Source organism: Pedobacter sp. CAN_A7 (assembly GCF_015752175.1).
Classification (GTDB): Bacteria; Bacteroidota; Bacteroidia; order Sphingobacteriales; family Sphingobacteriaceae; genus Pedobacter.
In genome coordinates this window covers 122,412-139,435 of record NZ_JADOUW010000005.1, presented here as the reverse complement: position 1 = coordinate 139,435, position 17,024 = coordinate 122,412, and the positions used below count along the sequence as shown (strand labels likewise).

At 43.1% G+C, this 17,024-nt stretch carries 9 protein-coding genes and 1 pseudogene; 5 read left to right on the top strand and 5 right to left on the bottom strand.

The window, feature by feature from the left end:
- Positions 1-4: 4 nt before the first annotated feature.
- Genes IWX76_RS17245 through IWX76_RS17235 form a run of 3 tightly spaced genes read right to left on the bottom strand, consistent with a single transcriptional unit; the run spans position 5 to position 3,790 of the window.
- On the bottom strand, positions 5-1,087 hold the full coding sequence (locus tag IWX76_RS17245) for a carbohydrate-binding family 9-like protein (protein WP_196861275.1): 1,083 nt from the start codon (positions 1,085-1,087) through the stop codon (positions 5-7).
- A gap of 29 nt (positions 1,088-1,116) precedes the next feature.
- Positions 1,117-2,568 (bottom strand): alpha-L-fucosidase, encoded by a 1,452-nt coding sequence (locus IWX76_RS17240; RefSeq protein WP_196861274.1) that lies wholly within the window; start codon positions 2,566-2,568, stop codon positions 1,117-1,119.
- Between the two features lie 16 nt (positions 2,569-2,584).
- Positions 2,585-3,790: an ROK family protein gene (locus IWX76_RS17235; RefSeq protein ID WP_196861273.1), complete on the bottom strand. Its 1,206-nt coding sequence runs from the start codon at positions 3,788-3,790 to the stop codon at positions 2,585-2,587.
- Between the two features lie 177 nt (positions 3,791-3,967).
- On the opposite strand from IWX76_RS17235, the gene IWX76_RS17230 reads away from it, so the two are divergent.
- The 5 genes from IWX76_RS17230 (at position 3,968) to IWX76_RS17210 (ending at position 12,978) form a co-directional block, all read left to right on the top strand.
- Positions 3,968-7,237: a SusC/RagA family TonB-linked outer membrane protein gene (locus IWX76_RS17230; protein ID WP_196861272.1), complete on the top strand. Its 3,270-nt coding sequence runs from the start codon at positions 3,968-3,970 to the stop codon at positions 7,235-7,237.
- A gap of 19 nt (positions 7,238-7,256) precedes the next feature.
- Entirely contained in the window at positions 7,257-8,849 is a 1,593-nt protein-coding gene (locus IWX76_RS17225; protein WP_196861271.1) for a SusD/RagB family nutrient-binding outer membrane lipoprotein, read from the top strand.
- A gap of 69 nt (positions 8,850-8,918) precedes the next feature.
- A complete protein-coding gene (locus IWX76_RS17220) occupies positions 8,919-11,099 on the top strand; it encodes a glycoside hydrolase family 3 N-terminal domain-containing protein (RefSeq protein WP_334642136.1) in 2,181 nt (726 codons plus the stop codon).
- 103 nt (positions 11,100-11,202) lie between these two features.
- Complete coding sequence (locus tag IWX76_RS17215; protein WP_334642135.1) at positions 11,203-12,264, top strand: hypothetical protein; 1,062 nt, start codon at positions 11,203-11,205, stop codon at positions 12,262-12,264.
- Between the two features lie 129 nt (positions 12,265-12,393).
- A complete protein-coding gene (locus IWX76_RS17210; RefSeq protein WP_196861270.1) occupies positions 12,394-12,978 on the top strand; it encodes a HupE/UreJ family protein in 585 nt (194 codons plus the stop codon).
- A 704-nt stretch (positions 12,979-13,682) separates the two neighbouring features.
- On the opposite strand, the pseudogene IWX76_RS17205 reads toward IWX76_RS17210, so the two are convergent.
- Together IWX76_RS17205 and IWX76_RS17200 are read right to left on the bottom strand one after the other, a co-directional pair.
- Positions 13,683-16,250: pseudogene (locus IWX76_RS17205) on the bottom strand (DNA gyrase/topoisomerase IV subunit A); the annotation flags it as partial.
- A 107-nt stretch (positions 16,251-16,357) separates the two neighbouring features.
- Positions 16,358-16,846, bottom strand: a complete 489-nt coding sequence (locus IWX76_RS17200; RefSeq protein ID WP_196861269.1) for a cytidine deaminase — start codon at positions 16,844-16,846, stop codon at positions 16,358-16,360.
- Between the last annotated feature and the right edge of the window lie 178 nt (positions 16,847-17,024).

The following is a 17,024-nucleotide window of genomic DNA, read 5'->3' as shown; positions in this document are numbered from 1 at the left end:
GGTATTAATGAATTAAACCTTCATGATTGAGCCTGGTTACCTTTCCACCAGCTACCCCGATACGGGTGGTAAACTGGCGAGAATTGGCTTCCATATGCATTTCATTTAATTGTCCGTTTATGGTTTGCTGTGCAGGTATGCCCAGTGCTTTTAGGCTGTGCGCATAGCTGCCAGTTTTATTCCGGTGTTGTTGCTGTCGCTCATACACCAGCCATAAGTATTTTTTTTGTAGCTCCTGGTCAGGTAGCTTAAAGGTGGTCTGCTCCTTTTTGGTAAACAAAAGGTATCCCCAGTGTTCGGGGTAATGCATATTGATCAGGCCCTGTGGCGACCATACCCAATTGTGCTCCGGCAAGTCATTACCCTTGGCATCTTTACGTTTAACATATTGACCTTTACTGATGTCGGTATCCCATTGCACCCTCGAGAAATTGATGCGCCAAAGGCTTCCTTCCGCAGGTGGGCGAAAAGGATGACCGATAGACAAGGCCTTCAGGGGAATAGCCATTTCAATGGTCCAGCTTTGATCTACATCATCGGCTTTGTTTAGGGTTCCATTAATCTTAACGGCAGACTGAAAACCTGTAATGTCCCAGCTAATTAGTGCATTGCCACCTACGCGATAAGGTTTGGTGATAAAAAGATCAAAGATTTTATTTAAGGCATTAATTTCTATTTCAAAATAATCATGCCCATTGCCGTCGGGATCTATAAAAACCTCAAAATCGTTGTCTTTAAATATAATATCATCGTGATTTAGCTGTTTAGCCCAGATATGCGGCTCTGCTAACTGAGCTGCAATATACAAGTGGCTATCACTCCAAAGCATCTTCACCTGTGTTTTATAGGTTGGCAACGGCTTTTTGGCTCCTTCAATATCAACAAATTCACTTGTCCATGGTGCTTTTTGCCAGGCCAGTTCTGATAAATTCCCATCTACTTTTAGGCTTGCTGTGGTATGCCGTATAACATAATTCAGTGGTGTTGGAAATAGCCGGTCTACCCCTGCCACAGGTTGTTGAGCATAGAGTTGCAGCACAGGCAATAGCCCTAAAACCAGGAAAGAAAAATATTTATTAGCGTTCATGATGAGGAAAACGTGGGATTTATAGGAAGCTAATAGTTAATTTTAAAACAAGCCGCTGTTTTCAAGTCGCTTTTCCTAAGGGCTTCAGGAATCGTGATACGGATTCCATTACCCTCCTTTTTCCAGCTTAACTTTTGTGAACTGCCCAGCAGACGCACCTGTTTAACGGATTTAATATCATCTAAAGGGATTGCCAATGAAGAAGGCATTTCCAGCGTTTCTTTTTCCCCGCACAAAAAGGCGTAGATCACTGGTTTGTCTTTGTTCTTGGTTAAATACACATTGCCACTGGAGTATGGCGCTACCGACACGGAGTTGTAAATACCCTCACTGTTGATTTTCATCCAGTCGCCTACCCCGTTTAACCTTTCATATACAGCAGGATCCCAGTCGCCATCAGGTCCAGGCCCTATATTCATCAGCAGGTTGCCCCCACGGGACACCACTTTAATGAGTAAGGATATAATTTCTGCAGAAGATTTATATTTATCGTCAGGAACATAACTCCAGGAATTTCCCATGGTCATGCAGGTTTCCCAAGGATTGCTTAAAGGTTTCTCTGGAACTTCCTGCTCGGGGGTAGTGTAATTTTCATAAGGCCCGGTAACGGTACGATCTACCATAATAAGTCCGGGTTGATGTTTTCTGCTCATGGTCGCAATTTTGGCCATATCAATATCCTGATCGAACTTAATACCACGTTGCCAGTCGATTGCGGTATCGATGGTATTTCTTGGGCGCACCCAGCCACCATCTAACCATAAAATATCCACCTTGCCGTAACCGGTCATCAGCTCTTCAATTTGGTTATAGGTAAAGTCCTTAAATTTATTCCAGCGCTCCGGGTATTTAGCAGGGTCGTAATTAACGTTGCGGTCTTTAGGGGGGAAATAAGGCCACCAATAATCGGTATTATGCCAGTCGGGTTTCGAAAAATAGGCGCCAACCATAAAGTCTGCCTTTTGAAAGGCACTAAATATTTCTTTGGTGATGTTAGCCCTGGGGTTCGATGAAAATGGTGTTTTCTCATCTGTAATTTTATAGTCGGTTTGTTTCGTATCAAACATGGAGAAGCCATCATGGTGTTTAGTCGTAAAAACCATGTATTTCATGCCCGCCTGTTTAGCGGCAGCTACCCATTTCTCCGGATTAAATTTTACCGGATTAAAGGTGGTTTGCAGGTTGTCATAAGCTTTTCTATACCCTTCATAAGTAGCTGAATGGGGACCTTTACGTTGGGTCCAGCCTTCATCTTCCGGACAAATGGTCCAGCTTTCTACTACACCCCATTGGCTGTATGGACCCCAGTGCATGAATAGTCCGAATTTTAAATCCTGCCATTCCGCAATTTTCTTTTTCACATCCGGATCAGTAGGCGCCTGGTAAGTGGCTGACATATTGTGTTGCTGTGCATGCAAGCCAGGAATACCCAATAACAAGGCAAACACGGGGAGGAGATAAATAGTTGGTTTAAGTTTCATACGCTTAGTTTTAGGATTACACGGTTAGTTCTTTCATGGTGGTCATTTTCTTTTCCAGTTTCTTACCGAAGTTCTCTACCATTAAGGCGGCACCACCGATCAGTTGTGCCTTGGTATTTAAATCCGATACAAAAAACTCGGTCAGTTTAGTTAATCGCGGTATACAATGTTCATTGATGGCTTGTTGGATGGGTGCCATCCACAGGTTGCCCACCACACTTCCTTTTCCGCTGAGCACTACTGCCCCCGGGTTCATCAGGTGGATTAATATGGCCAAACCCTGGCCTACATGGTAGGCTGCTTCTGAGATTAGCTTAACGGAAAACAGATCTCCTTTAACCGCCTCGGCGATGATGTCATCGGCATTAATTTCTTTATAACGTGATAAACTGGTGATCTGTCCTTCGGCAATACCCTTTTTAGCATTTGCAGTGATGGCAATTAAAGAAGCTTCTGTTTCCAGGCAGCCCCGTTTGCCGCAGGTACAAAGTTTGCCATTTTGAAAAAGAGGGATATGGCTAAACTCCCCGGCAAAACCGTTATTGCCCCTAAATATGGTGTCGTCTACAATCATCCCCAGGCCAATCCCCCAGCCCAGGTTTAACACCATCACGTTTTTCTCATGCGATGCCACACCAAACTTTTGTTCACCCAGGGCAATGGCGGTAGAATTGTTATCCAGGAATACTGGTAACGAGAGGTTTTCCTGCAGGAAATCGACCAGCGTCTGGTCAGGTAAAGCTAAAAAAGAGTGGTTGATGCCGTTATCCGTATCTACAAAACCTGGCATGGTCACAACGATGCCGATTAAGTCATCTCTGGAGATGGTCATTCCTTCCAGGTATGCCTTTAAATAACTTAAAAAAGTGTTAGCGGTTAACTTATAGATATCAAATTCATACTCGCCAATTTCAGTAACAAATTTGTTATTCATATCGACAACCACTACCTGCGCCGAAAACTGGTCCATAGCCACAGATAAAATATAATGGGTATTGGCCACTAAGGAATAGTTGATCGGCTTACGTCCACCTCTGGAATCAGCATACCCTTTTTCTACAACGTAACCTTCTTTAATCAGCTCATTCAACACTTTTATGGTGTAGGGAATACTTTTACCTGTTTGTTCAGAGATTTCTGTACTGGTTAATACTTTATTATAATATAGACTCTTTACGGTTTCACAATAGCGAACGAGCGGGCTAAGCTTCCTTGATGGCATGTTATAGAGATTATGTATTACATATATAGCGCATTTTTCCAGTCTATCAAAATCTTTTTAATTTTTTTAAAAAGATATAGGTAGTTTAAATAAAATTGCAGTACTTAGATCAAACATTCTAAATAAACACCATTTAACCAACTATTTAACATTAATAAGCCAACTAAACTTAACAACATGAAAAAACTTTATCTAAAAAGTATGGCCATTCTGTTATTATGCCTGTTCCATACGATGGCATTTGCTCAGAATAACATTACTGGAACCGTGCGGGATGCTACGGGTCCGCTCCCTAACGTGAGTGTGCTTTTAAAAGGCAGCAGCACAGGTACACAAACCAATTCAGAAGGCCGGTTTAGCATCAGTGCAAAACCAACTGACCTCCTCGTGATTAGCATGATCGGTTATACCACTCAGGAATTACCTGTTGGCAACCAGACAACACTTACGATCACCCTAATGGAAAGTGCCAAAAGCCTCGAAGAGGTAGTAGTTACTTCCCTGGGTATCAGAAGAGAACAAAAATCATTAGGCTATGCGGTGAGCACCATTACTTCGAAACAACTTACCGAAGCTGGTAATACCAATTTTGCTTCTGCCTTATATGGTAAAGCTGCAGGGGTAAAAATTACAACGGCTCCCGGTGGTGCAAGCAGTGCGGTTAACGTACAAATCAGGGGTATCAACTCTTTGGGTTATAACCAGCAACCACTTTATGTAGTAGATGGGGTAATGATCAGAAATGATGCGCAAAATGGCGCCGCCGGTGCTAATAACAATGATTATTGGGGTGATCAAAGGATTCGTGGTAACGGTATCCTCGACATCAACCCTAGCGATATTGAAAGTTTAACCGTATTAAAAGGTGCCAGTGCAACGGCCCTTTACGGATCTGATGCCAATAGCGGTGTGGTAGTCATTACCACCAAAAGAGGCTCAAAAGCCAGAGGTTTAGGTATTGACTTCAATTATACGGCAAGCATAGAGAATGCCGCTTTCTTACCTGAATTTCAAAATGTTTACGGTCCGGGTTACGACCATACTACAAACCTGGCTAATGGTGCCACTGCTGAAGGCTGGATTCCTGATGCAACCTCACCTACAGGCTTCAGGCCATACTTCAGGGCCTATGGAAATTTTGGCCCTAAAATGGAAGGACAGCAAGTGAAATGGTGGGATGGTTCCATCAGGTCTTTTTCTGCACAACCTGATAACTATGCAGATGTTTACGAAACCGGTTATAACTCGACCGCCAACGTAGCCATTTCCAATCAAACAGATGCCGTTAATTACAGGTTTTCAGCTACCCGATTAGATTACCGCGGAACACAGCCTGGAAATAACATGCAGAAAAACTCCTTTAACCTGAATTCTTCTGTTAAACTTCACCCGAACTTAACTACAGATGTGGTGGTGAGTTATGTAAACACCAAAACGCATAACCGTCCTTACCAGTTAGGTCAGGTACTCGGTTCCTTTGGTGGTTTCTTTAGCCGTGCTGAAGACATGAACCTGATGAAACAAAAGTTCCAGACTAGTGGCGGATATAAATATGCTACTTTCGATCAAACCGATCGTCCGGAGCCTTTTCTTTATAACATTCGCGCCACTAACCTCCTAGATTTTTACTGGCAGCAGTTGCGTAATAGCTATGATGAAACAGAAAACCGCTTGCTTTCCAGTGCAACCATCAACTGGAATGCCACCAATCACCTGAAATTTAGGGGAAGGATTGGTAATGACTTCACCGCTGTAAGAAGCGAAAACAGACAGTACAACGAATTGCCTTTAGCAAACAACCCTACTAGTAACAGTACAGGGAATTATGCGACCACACAAGGGCAGTATGCAATTCTTTATGGAGATGCATTGGTGACTTACGACAATAAAATAGGCGAAGACTTTGCTTTTTCTGCAAGTGCTGGTTTTCAAGGCAGAACAGAAGAATACCGCGACGGACAGTCGAGTACAGCTCAGGGTCTAGTATCAGAAAACTGGTTCAGTTTATCTAACTCCTATGGTGTTGTTACTTCTACCGAAAACAGAAAAGAGTTGGTAAAATATGCTTACTTGGGTATTTTAAACTTCAGCTATAAAGATTACCTGTTTATTGAAGGTACTGCCCGACAAGAATATGCGTCGACTTTACCGGTAGCAAACAACAGTTATTTCTATCCTTCCGTAAACTCGAGTTTTGTTTTTAGTGAAGCTTTTCAATTACCAGAAGTATTTTCATTTGGTAAAGTGCGTGCATCTTACGGTATCGTAGGTAATGCCCCTCCAATGTATGAGTCGAATATCTTTTACACCCAAACCTCGCTACAAACCGTTAATGGTTCAGTACCAGCATTAACAGGCGGGCGTTTTTACGGAAACAACACCTTAACATCTGAAATGAAACATGAAGCAGAGTTTGGCTTAGAAGCTCGCTTTTTAAACAGTCGTTTAGGTTTCGACATCAGTTATTACAGCAATAGAGTTAAAGACCAGATTTTACCATTGCAAACCAGCTCTACTGTAGGTGCAACCAGCCAATTGGTGAATGTTGGTGAAATTGGTAGTCAGGGTTTGGAGATTGCCTTCAATGCCTCACCAATTGTTAGTGATTCATTCCGTTGGGATACCCGACTTAATTTCTCTTCTAACCGTTCAAAAGTACATAGTTTAATGCCAGGTGTAACGGAATTGCCATTCTATTATGCAGAGCAAAATACAGTAAAAATTGTAGCCAAAGTTGGTGAACGCCTTGGAAACATCTATGTGAACCCACGTTTACAAGATGCTAATGGTAATTTAGTTATCAATGACGATGGTTTATATGTAATGGATAAAGCTAACTATGTGCTTGCCGGTAACATTATGCCTAAAATGGTTGGTGGTATGTCAAATACCTTAAGCTACAAAGCTTTCTCTCTTGACTTTACCGTTGATTATAGCTTAGGTGGTAAAATGGTTTCTCCGCCAACAAAATTCATGACCGGTGCGGGGATGTTAACCAACTCCATGCAATACCGCGATACGGAAAACGGTGGATTAACTTATACTGATGGTGGCGTAACGTATAACGACGGTGTATTATTAGCCGGAGTAAACCAAAACACAGGATTGCCAAATGAGAAAATCATCAGTGCAGGTGAATACTACATCAACACCTTTAACTGGGGAGAAGACTCCTGGTCGGAAGAAGGTTCCATCTTTAAAAACAACTTTGTGAAAGTACGTGAAGCCGTGTTAAGCTATAAAGTGCCAGCATCTTTCGCCTCAAAAATCGGTATTAACAATTTTAGGGTTTCCTTAGTGGGCAGAAACTTATTCTACCTGTACAGAACCATGAAAAACCTGGATCCTGAAGCCCCATTAGGTAACAAATGGTGGTCACAAGGTGTAGATGTAGGTTCTACTGCAGCTACCAGAAGTTTCGGTTTCTCACTAAACGCTAATTTTTAAGTATCAAAAATCAAAAGACATGAAAAAATACATCATCGGAATGGGTCTTTTTGTTTTGGTAGCTGGCTCTTTCAGCAGCTGCAAAAAAGCACTCGAAGAAAAATATACAAACCCGGAGAAATCCACCACAGCAAGCATACCTGGCTTTTTTACGGCCATGCTGAACAATGATCGTGTAGCCGCTAAATATTGGAACGTGCGTACGTTTTTGAGCATCGGACCAGGCGTTTATGCACAAACTTCTTATTTTGCCAATGGCAACGCTGCTTATCAACAAAGCGATAGTTACGGTCAGCAATACTGGGATGATTTCTATGCCCCGGGAGGGAATGGCAGTGGCAGCATGGCTCAGTACCGTTCTATGGAAGTGGCCTTTAATGAAGCTACTGATGCAGAAAAAGCGACTAAAGAAATCTTTATGAAAGCCGGTAAAGTGGTTCTGATTGAACAGGCCGCTAAAATGGTAGACCTTTGGGGAGATATCCCTTATACCGAAGCAGGTAGTTTACCGACCAACAGTACCATTACCCTGCCTAAGTTTGATGATCAAAAGGAATTATACACTTCTTTTATTGCCGACTTAAAAGATGCAGGTACCTATTTTAAAAATGCACAGTCGACAGCAGAATTTGCAAAATATGACATCCTGTTAAGTGGAAGTGTTGATAAATGGGCGCGTTATGCTAACTCCCTTCGCCTGCGCTTATTGATGCGCATGTCAAATGTGGACGAGACCACCGCAAGAACGGAGATCTTAGCCATGTTAAGCGATCCTGCCAATTTCCCATTGGTAGATGGTGCTGACGTTGCTGCTTATAACCCAAGGACTACGGATATATTATTAAGTCCATTAACCAACAGCACCTCTACATTGGTTGATGCCTTTAGAGAAGGCAGTTGGTATGCTACTGACTACATGTTGAACAAAGTGATGTTGCCGGCTAACGATCCAAGGATTCCTGTTATTTACGATAAAGGCAGCAAAACTGTCAATGGCAAATTAGTTCAAAATCCAACCTTCCGCGCCATGCCGTATAACTTTACCACGGCACAGCAGGAAGCAAGTTTTGCTGATTATGCACTGGTAGATTCAGGAACATTTTTATTAAATGCTTCCCTTCCGGGGATCCTGATTACAGCGCCAGAAGTCAACCTGCTGAAAGCTGAAGCACAGGAACGCTGGGGAAGTACAACGGCTGCAAAAGCGGCGTACGACCTTGCCCTAAAACAATCGGTGTCTTTTTACTATTACCTGAACAACCTGAATACATCAGGGGTAAAAACGGAAACCTTACCGGCACCATCGGTAATCCAGGCATTTGTTGATTCACCTGGCATCGCTTATGCTACGGCAACTAATAAACTGGCTAATATTCATACCCAGAAATGGCTGCATTTCGGTATCCTTCAGGCCACCGAGGCCTGGTCAGAATACAGGCGCACGAATACTCCTGCCCTGCAGTTTGTAACCACTGGAAAAATATCGGGCTTTGATGTACCGCCAACGCGGTTGATCTACCCATCAGGAGAAAAATCATATAACTCGGCTAATTATGCTGCAGTTCAGGCAGAAGATACCCGCCTGACTAAAATCTTCTGGGATGTAAATTAACACCATCCGCTCAAATTAATGTAGTGGTGTTCGTAACCCGGACACCACTTTTTTATTATATTGAACCACATGATGACCTTAACACCCTTATTGAACCGCTACAAAAAAGGCTTACTGCTTTTACTTACCCTGGGTACACAACTCAGTTTTGCACAGCAAACTCCTCTTTATAAACAAGAAAATCAACCGATAGAAAAACGGGTACAACACCTGATCTCCCTGCTTACGCTCGAAGAAAAAGCTTCGCTGCTCGGGTACCGCAGCCAGGCGGTACCGCGTTTAGACATTCCTGCTTATAATTGGTGGAACGAAGGTTTACATGGGGTAGCTCGTGCTGGTCAGGCCACCGTATTTCCACAAGCCATTGGCATGGCTGCCACCTTCAATGACGACTTATTAAAGCAGGTAGCTACCGTGATTTCTACAGAAGCACGTGCTAAATATAACCTGGCCGTTGCTAAAAACCAGCGCCTGATGTATATGGGACTGACGTTCTGGTCGCCTAACGTAAACATCTTCCGAGACCCGCGCTGGGGCCGTGGACAGGAGACCTATGGTGAAGATCCTTTTTTAACTTCGCGCATGGGCATCGCCTATGTGAAAGGTATGCAAGGCGACGACCCTAACCATTTAAAGGTATCGGCTACAGCAAAACACTTCGTGGCGCATAGCGGTCCGGAAGCCACCCGCGATGAGTTTAATGCCATCGTCACTGAAAAAGATTTACGCGATACATATTTATATGCTTTTAAAGCACTGGTTGATAACGGTGTAGAATCCGTAATGACGGCCTACAACCGCATTAACGGCGAACCCGCTTCCACCAGCAAGTCTTACTTAACCAATATCCTGTACAAAGAATGGGGGTTTAAAGGCCATGTGGTGACCGACTGTGGTGCGCTGGACGATGTTTACACCCACCATAAAGTGTTACCTACTTCGGTAGAAGTTGCTGCCGCAGCCATTAAAGCGGGCATTAACCTCGACTGCTCCAGCATCTTGCAAAAGGATGTGGTGAAAGCCGTTGAAATGAAACTCCTGCAGGCCAAAGAGGTGGATAAAGCCCTTGCCCCATTGTTGCGCACCCAGTTTAAACTGGGCTTTTTTGACAAAGCCGCCAGTAGCCCTTATGCAAGTTACAATGCAGATAGCATTAGCAATGCTGCACATACGGCCCTGGCCAGGAAAGTGGCACAGCAAAGCATGGTGCTCTTAAAAAACAAGGACCTGATCCTGCCGTTGCAAAAAAGTAAATATTCAAGCATAACCGTGTTGGGCACCAATGCCGCCTCGCTCGATGTACTGGCCGGAAGTTACCATGGCGTGAGCAGCAAAATGGTGAATTTTGTAGAAGGCATTACTGCTGCTGTAGGCATGGACACCCGTGTTGAATATGATTTAGGTTCCAGTTATACCGATACCACCCATTTCGGAGGCATTTGGGCCGCCGGGAACAGCGACATTACTGTTGCCGTAATTGGCTTATCGCCAGTATTGGAAGGTGAAGCTGGCGATGCTTTTTTATCGCCCACTAAAGGTGATAAACCCGACTTAAACTTACCTGCCGGCAACATTGCTTTCATGAAGGCCTTGCGTAAAGGAAATCCGACGAAACCCATTATAGCAGTGATCACTGCAGGTAGTAATGTTGATGTGCAAGCGATTGCCCCCTATGCCGATGCGGTCATTTTGGCCTGGTATCCTGGTGAACAAGGTGGTCATGCTTTGGCCGACTTACTGTTTGGCGACGTATCGCCATCTGGACGCCTGCCCCTTACTTTTTATAACTCCGTAAACGACTTACCCGATTATAACAGTTACGATATGAAAGGGCGTACCTACCGTTATTATGATGGTCCAGTGCAGTATCCTTTTGGCTTCGGACTCAGCTATACTACTTTTGCCTACCAATGGAAAGATCAGCCAGCCAATACCTTTAAAGCTGGAGAAACCATCCGTTTTTCTTTAACCGTTAAAAACACCGGTCAGGTGGATGCTGATGAAGTGGTACAAGCTTACATCCAATACCCTAATCTGGACAACATGCCTTTTAAAGAACTAAAAGCCTTTAAACGCGTGAGCCTGAAAAAAGGCGGGGAATCGGTGGTCAGCATAGAAATACCGCTGGGCGAATTGCAGAAATGGGATGAGAAAAGCAACAAACAAAAGCTTTACCCGGGTACCTACCAGCTGGTGATCGGAAAGGACGCGGCCACCCCGCTATTAGAAAAATCATTTATTCTGAAGTAAAAAAATAAAGGATTTATAAGCAGCAAAATCCTGTTACCATGAATTTTACACATTCACCGACACATATTCGTATAAGTCGGATGAATGTGTATTTTTGTAACATATGAAATTACCACACCTATTAAAAACATACCTTATCGGCTTTACAACCATTTGCTTTTTGGCCAATTGCAGTTCTCAAGGAAACGAAACAAACGGCATCGTCAAACCAGCAGTCGCTGGCGAAGTAGATACTGTTGTTAAAGAAGACGCCGCAGTAGGCACTGTACGTGAACCTGTAGATACAGCAGCTTATAATGCAGCCGTATTAAAGTTAGCCAATGGCGATACCACAGGAAGATGGCCTGTTAAAAAAGATAAATACCCATACCCACTAGCAGGTGCCATTTTACCCTTTAAACGTATTGTAGTTTATTACGGAAACCTTCACTCTAAAAAAATGGGTGCTTTAGGTGAATATGCACCAAAAGAAATGTGGAGCAGGTTAAACAAAGAAGTAGCTAACTGGGAAAAAGCAGATCCATCTACACCCGTACAAGTAGGTTTACACTACATTGCAGCTGTAGCCAGCGGTACACCCGGAAAAGATGGAAAATACATAAACCGTATGGGCAACTCGCAGATTGACTCTGTAATGGCCATTGCCAAAATGCATAATGCCATTGTGTTTTTAGATTTACAGGTAGCTTTAAGTAGCCTGAAAGATGAATTGCCAAGAATTGAAAAATACCTGCAGTTACCACATGTACATTTAGGGATTGACCCGGAGTTTTCCATGAAAACCGGCGCAAAACCAGGCAGTAGAATAGGAACTTTTGATGCCAGCGATATTAACTACACTTCGCAATACCTGGCAGACCTGGTGAACAAGCATAACCTACCGCCAAAAGTATTTATTGTACACCGTTTTACGGGCAAAATGGTAACCAACGCCAAAGACATTAAATTGCGTCCGGAAGTTCAAATGGTGATGCACATGGATGGCTGGGGCCAGCCCGACCTTAAAATTGGCACTTACCGTCACTTTATCCACCGTGACCCGGTTCAGTTTACAGGATTTAAAATATTCTATAAAAACGACCTTAAAAAAGCACCTAACCGCTTAATGAAACCAGAAGAGTTGCTGAAATTAAAACCGGCACCGATCTACATTCAATATCAATAAGCAATATAAAATTGCCTATATCACCTAAGGGCTGCCTTTTCTATAGAAGAGGCAGCCCTTTGTATTTTAACCACTAGTTAATTAGCTATTTTTTGCATTAGTTGATAAAAAATCCGAATTTGCGGTTACATGCAGGATTTCAATCTTTATTTTGAATTAGGCTGGCAGCATATTTTAGACTGGCAGGGCTATGACCATATTTTATTTGTGATGGTACTATGTGGCACCTACAGCCTTTCCGAATGGAAAAAAGTATTAATATTGGTCACCGCTTTTACCTTAGGCCATAGTGTTACCCTTGCCTTAAGTGCGCTGAATGTACTTACCGTTGATGCGGGTTTAATTGAATTTCTGATTCCGGTAACTATTTTGATTACTGCAACCTCTAACATCTTCCAGAAAAGAAGACAGAAAAAAGAAAGCACTATAAAATATATACTGGCGCTGTTTTTCGGCTTAATCCATGGCATGGGTTTCTCCAATTACCTGAAAGCCTTATTAGGAAAAAGCAATACTATTGTGGCGGAGTTATTTGCCTTTAATCTAGGTCTGGAATTCGGGCAAATCCTGATTGTACTAGCTACTTTGGCACTTTCTTTCTTCCTGATCTGGGTAGTGAAAGTACGAAAAGCAGATTGGGCATTTTTCCTTTCCTCCGCTATTTTCGGAATCTCCTTTGTGATGAGTGCAGAACGTTTAGCCGGGCTTTTTTAAAATAAGCCCAGCTGTTTATCTTCCAAATCTTCAGGATTCGTAATTTCTAATTTTACTTCCTTCTTTTGCTTCGTGCCCGGGGTATCCGTTGCCGCCTCACCTTTTGCAGGTTTCGATGAAACGAAGGGTTTCTTAACTTTCACTGGTTTCTCTGTTGCAAAGGCTTGCTGCTCATTTTCCGCTTCGGCCGCCGGCTTTTCCTTTTTCGCCAATACTTCCAGCTCTGCTGCCGGTATTAAGGTTGGCTGACTCGTAAACTTAGGTTTAGCTTTTGGCTTCACTACCGGCTTCTGCAATACTTCAGGCGCTTCCGTGACTTCAGGTTTTTCTGTTGTTTCAGGTTGCGTTATTTGCGCCGGTGCTGCAGCTTCAGTTACTTTAACTTTTGGTTCTTCTGTTGCAGGTTGTGCAATAACCGCAGGATCATGAGTCTTAGTTACTTCAGCTATTGGTTCTTCTATTGCAGCTTTTGCAATTACTGCCGGTGCTGCAGCCTTTTTTATTTCAACTTCAGGTTCTTCTATTTTAGATTGCGTTACAACCTCCAGCTCTTCAACTTTGATTTCATTAACTTCATGCGCTTTAGCCTCTGGCTCTTCTACTTCAGGCAGTTCCACTTCCGGAGCGGCCAATGCAGTTTCTTCTGCCGCCCCTAAGTCAGCTGCGTCATCCGCATCATTACCTGATCCTCCTCCATTGCCGGTATCCTCATCCTCTTCTTCTTCATTTGCAGCAATTGTTTTTTCTTCATTTGCATCTGCAGAAAGCTCAGGTTCGGTTTCTTCACTAAGCGCCATGCTTTTCACTTCATGCTGACTCAATCGGTTTCCATTGGCACGAATACCTTTCAGGTCAATAAACTCCGACAGTACAATCTCCAGGGTTTCCGCTAGCTGCGATTTACCTTTCCGCACTTCTACAGTTAATTTCGCTGCTGGGTTTCCCGTTAAGTATACAAACTTAGAGCCCGTTTCCTCACTAATCAAACTCAATTTCTTTCCTACGGCAATGTTTTCGAAGGTAAACCTTTTCACAAAGTAGTTTTTGGCCTTACCTTCATAATGAACCACAGAGAATGGTTTCTCCGGATCATACTTTTGGATCAAGATCAGGTCAGCATCAAAGTGGTTACTCAGTTCAAACGTACTCAGTTCGTACCAACCCTCTTTATGTACCTGCAAAATCTTATCATCCCCATCAAACTCACCAAGGTATTTCCCACGACCGTCAACATTCAGTCGGCGCAATAAATCGTCGTACCAGATCTTTAATCCCGATAAAGTAGACACCCCCTTACTTTTTAATAAAATCTTCTTGACTGGATATTTTGATACGATATTACCTTGCGAAGCACGGCCTTTGATGGCGATTTCGGCATAGTCGATATCGAAATTCAATTTCTTTAATTTGGTATGCGGTTTCAGCTGTACATTCACCACTTCGGCCTCCCCGTTAGGGTTAGCGGTAAAATAAAGGATTTTAGAGCCCTTACTGCCTTTGGTGAGGTCGTATTCTTTGTCGCGGGTTACCCCAACTACTGCAAAACGTTTAATATAACTTACACCACTGGCGCCATCTTTATAAATGACGTTGTAAACTGTCCGGTCGTCACCCTTTTTAAATACCGCCGCATGAATGATGTCTTTACCCACAAAAGTTTTATCTGCCACTTTTGTGATCATACACTTGCCATCGCCGCGGAAAACGATAATTTCATCAAGATCTGAGCAATCGGCAACAAACTCATCTTTACGCAAGCCGGTACCAATAAAGCCATCCTCGCGGTTCATATAAAGTTTCACATTGGCCAGGGCCACTTTTGAAGCCTCTACCCGGTCAAACAACCTGATCTCCGTTTTACGCTCACGTCCTTTACCATACTTGTCTTTCAACTTCTGAAACCAGGCAATGGCATAATCCGTCAAATGGCGCAAGTGGTTTTTAACCACCTTTATTTCATCTTCGAGGCTTTTCATTTGCTCATCCGCTTTTTTAACATCAAAGCGGGTAATGCTGCTCATCGGTTTATCGATCAGCTTTTTGAAGTCCTCAGGAAGAATTTCCCGGTATAATTGTATTTTAAAAGGCTCAAACAATTGATACAATACCTGCACCACACCCTCAAAATTGCCAGACGTTTCGTAACCATGGTCTTTATACATCCCTTCCTGGATGAATATGCGCAGCAATGAGCTGAAGAATATTTTCTCTTCCAGTTCATTCAGGCGTATTTCCAGTTCCAGTTTTAATAAGGCCTTCGTGTTTTTGGTGTTTTGAACCAGGATTTCGTTGACACTTAAAAACTGAGGTTTATCATCTTTAATGATACAGGTATTGGGCGAAATAGACACTTCGCAGGAAGTAAAAGCATAAAGGGCATCGATGGTTACATCAGGCGAGATGCCCGGTGCCAGCTGGATGACAATCTCCACATGTTGCGCCGTATTGTCTTCAATCTTTTTAATCTTGATCTTGCCTTTATCATTAGCCAGCAAAATACTATCAATCACCGATCCCGTGGTGGTACTGTAAGGAATTTCGGTAATCACCAGGGTCTTTTTGTCCTTTTCCGTAATTTTAGCGCGTACCCTGACTTTACCACCACGCATTCCTTCATTGTATGCGGAGAAGTCGGCCATACCACCTGTAAAAAAATCGGGTAATATATTTGGTCGCACCCCTTTCAGGGCTTCTATCGAGGCATCAAGCAATTCAAGAAAGTTATGTGGCATTACTTTGGTGGCTAAACCAACGGCAATCCCTTCAGCACCCTGTGCCAACAGCAAAGGAAACTTAACGGGTAAAGTAATGGGTTCGTTGTTACGGCCATCATAACTTAATTGCCAAACGGTGGTATCAGCATTAAAGACCACGTCGTTAGCAAATTTAGATAAACGCGCTTCAATATAACGTGCTGCAGCGGCGCTATCTCCGGTAATGGGATCTCCCCAGTTACCCTGACAATCGATGAGCAGATCTTTCTGGCCAATCTGCACCATAGCATCACCAATGGAAGCATCCCCATGCGGGTGATACTTCATGGTATTACCGATCACGTTCGCTGCTTTATTGAAACGTCCATCGTCCATTTCTTTCAGCGAGTGCATAATACGGCGTTGCACAGGTTTCAATCCGTCATTAATATGGGGAACTGCCCGGTCCAGAATTACGTAAGAAGCATAATCGAGGAACCAGTTTTCATATAACCCATTAATAGGGATTATGGTATGCTTATTTTCTTCGTTTACGTTTTCTTGTTCTTCGTCGCTCATCAAAAAGTAATTGTTATTAGGGTAAAAATAGGTGCGGAGATGAAAATCTCCGCACGGAAGTTTTTAATGCTTCCGGGTTGGGCAAATATAATGAAAATACCACAAATTTAGTCTGACAAACGATCTTCAATAAACACAAAAGGCAGTAAACTTTTAACACCTTTTAATTTGAGCACCTGCCCATTTAAACAGTAAAAAATCACTTCAATTTCTTGCTTCTGGCGTTGTTCAAATTCGGCCATCACCTGCAAACAAGCGCCACAAGAAGTAATAGGTGTAGAGATGTTGAAGTTATCGGTATGTGCCGTAACCGCCATACTTTCGATGACTACCCCAGGATAAGCCGCACCAATAGCAAAAAGGGCTACCCGCTCTGCGCAAAGGCCCGATGGATAGGCCACATTTTCCTGGTTACTGCCCATCACGGTCTGACCGTTAGCCAGGCGAATGGCGGTGCCTACTTTGAAATTTGAATAAGGCGAATAAGAGCTTTTTAAGGCTTCCTCAGCTTGTGTACACAAGAGTTGATCGTTTTCATTAAGTTCTGCTAAACTCTTGTAGGCTTCATAATCGATAGATATATTTAAAGAATTCATAGCTAAACATACGGAATTCCATCATTAACTTACATGGTGCCCTTCAAACTATTTTTAGCATGGTCTTGCTATCGGTTTATCATGGCTTATAGCACACAGGTTTTGTAAGCATTACAGAAGGCGACCAACTCCCCAGGTTTCGGTTTTGTTGAATGTGGTACGGAGCAGGTAGGGAATT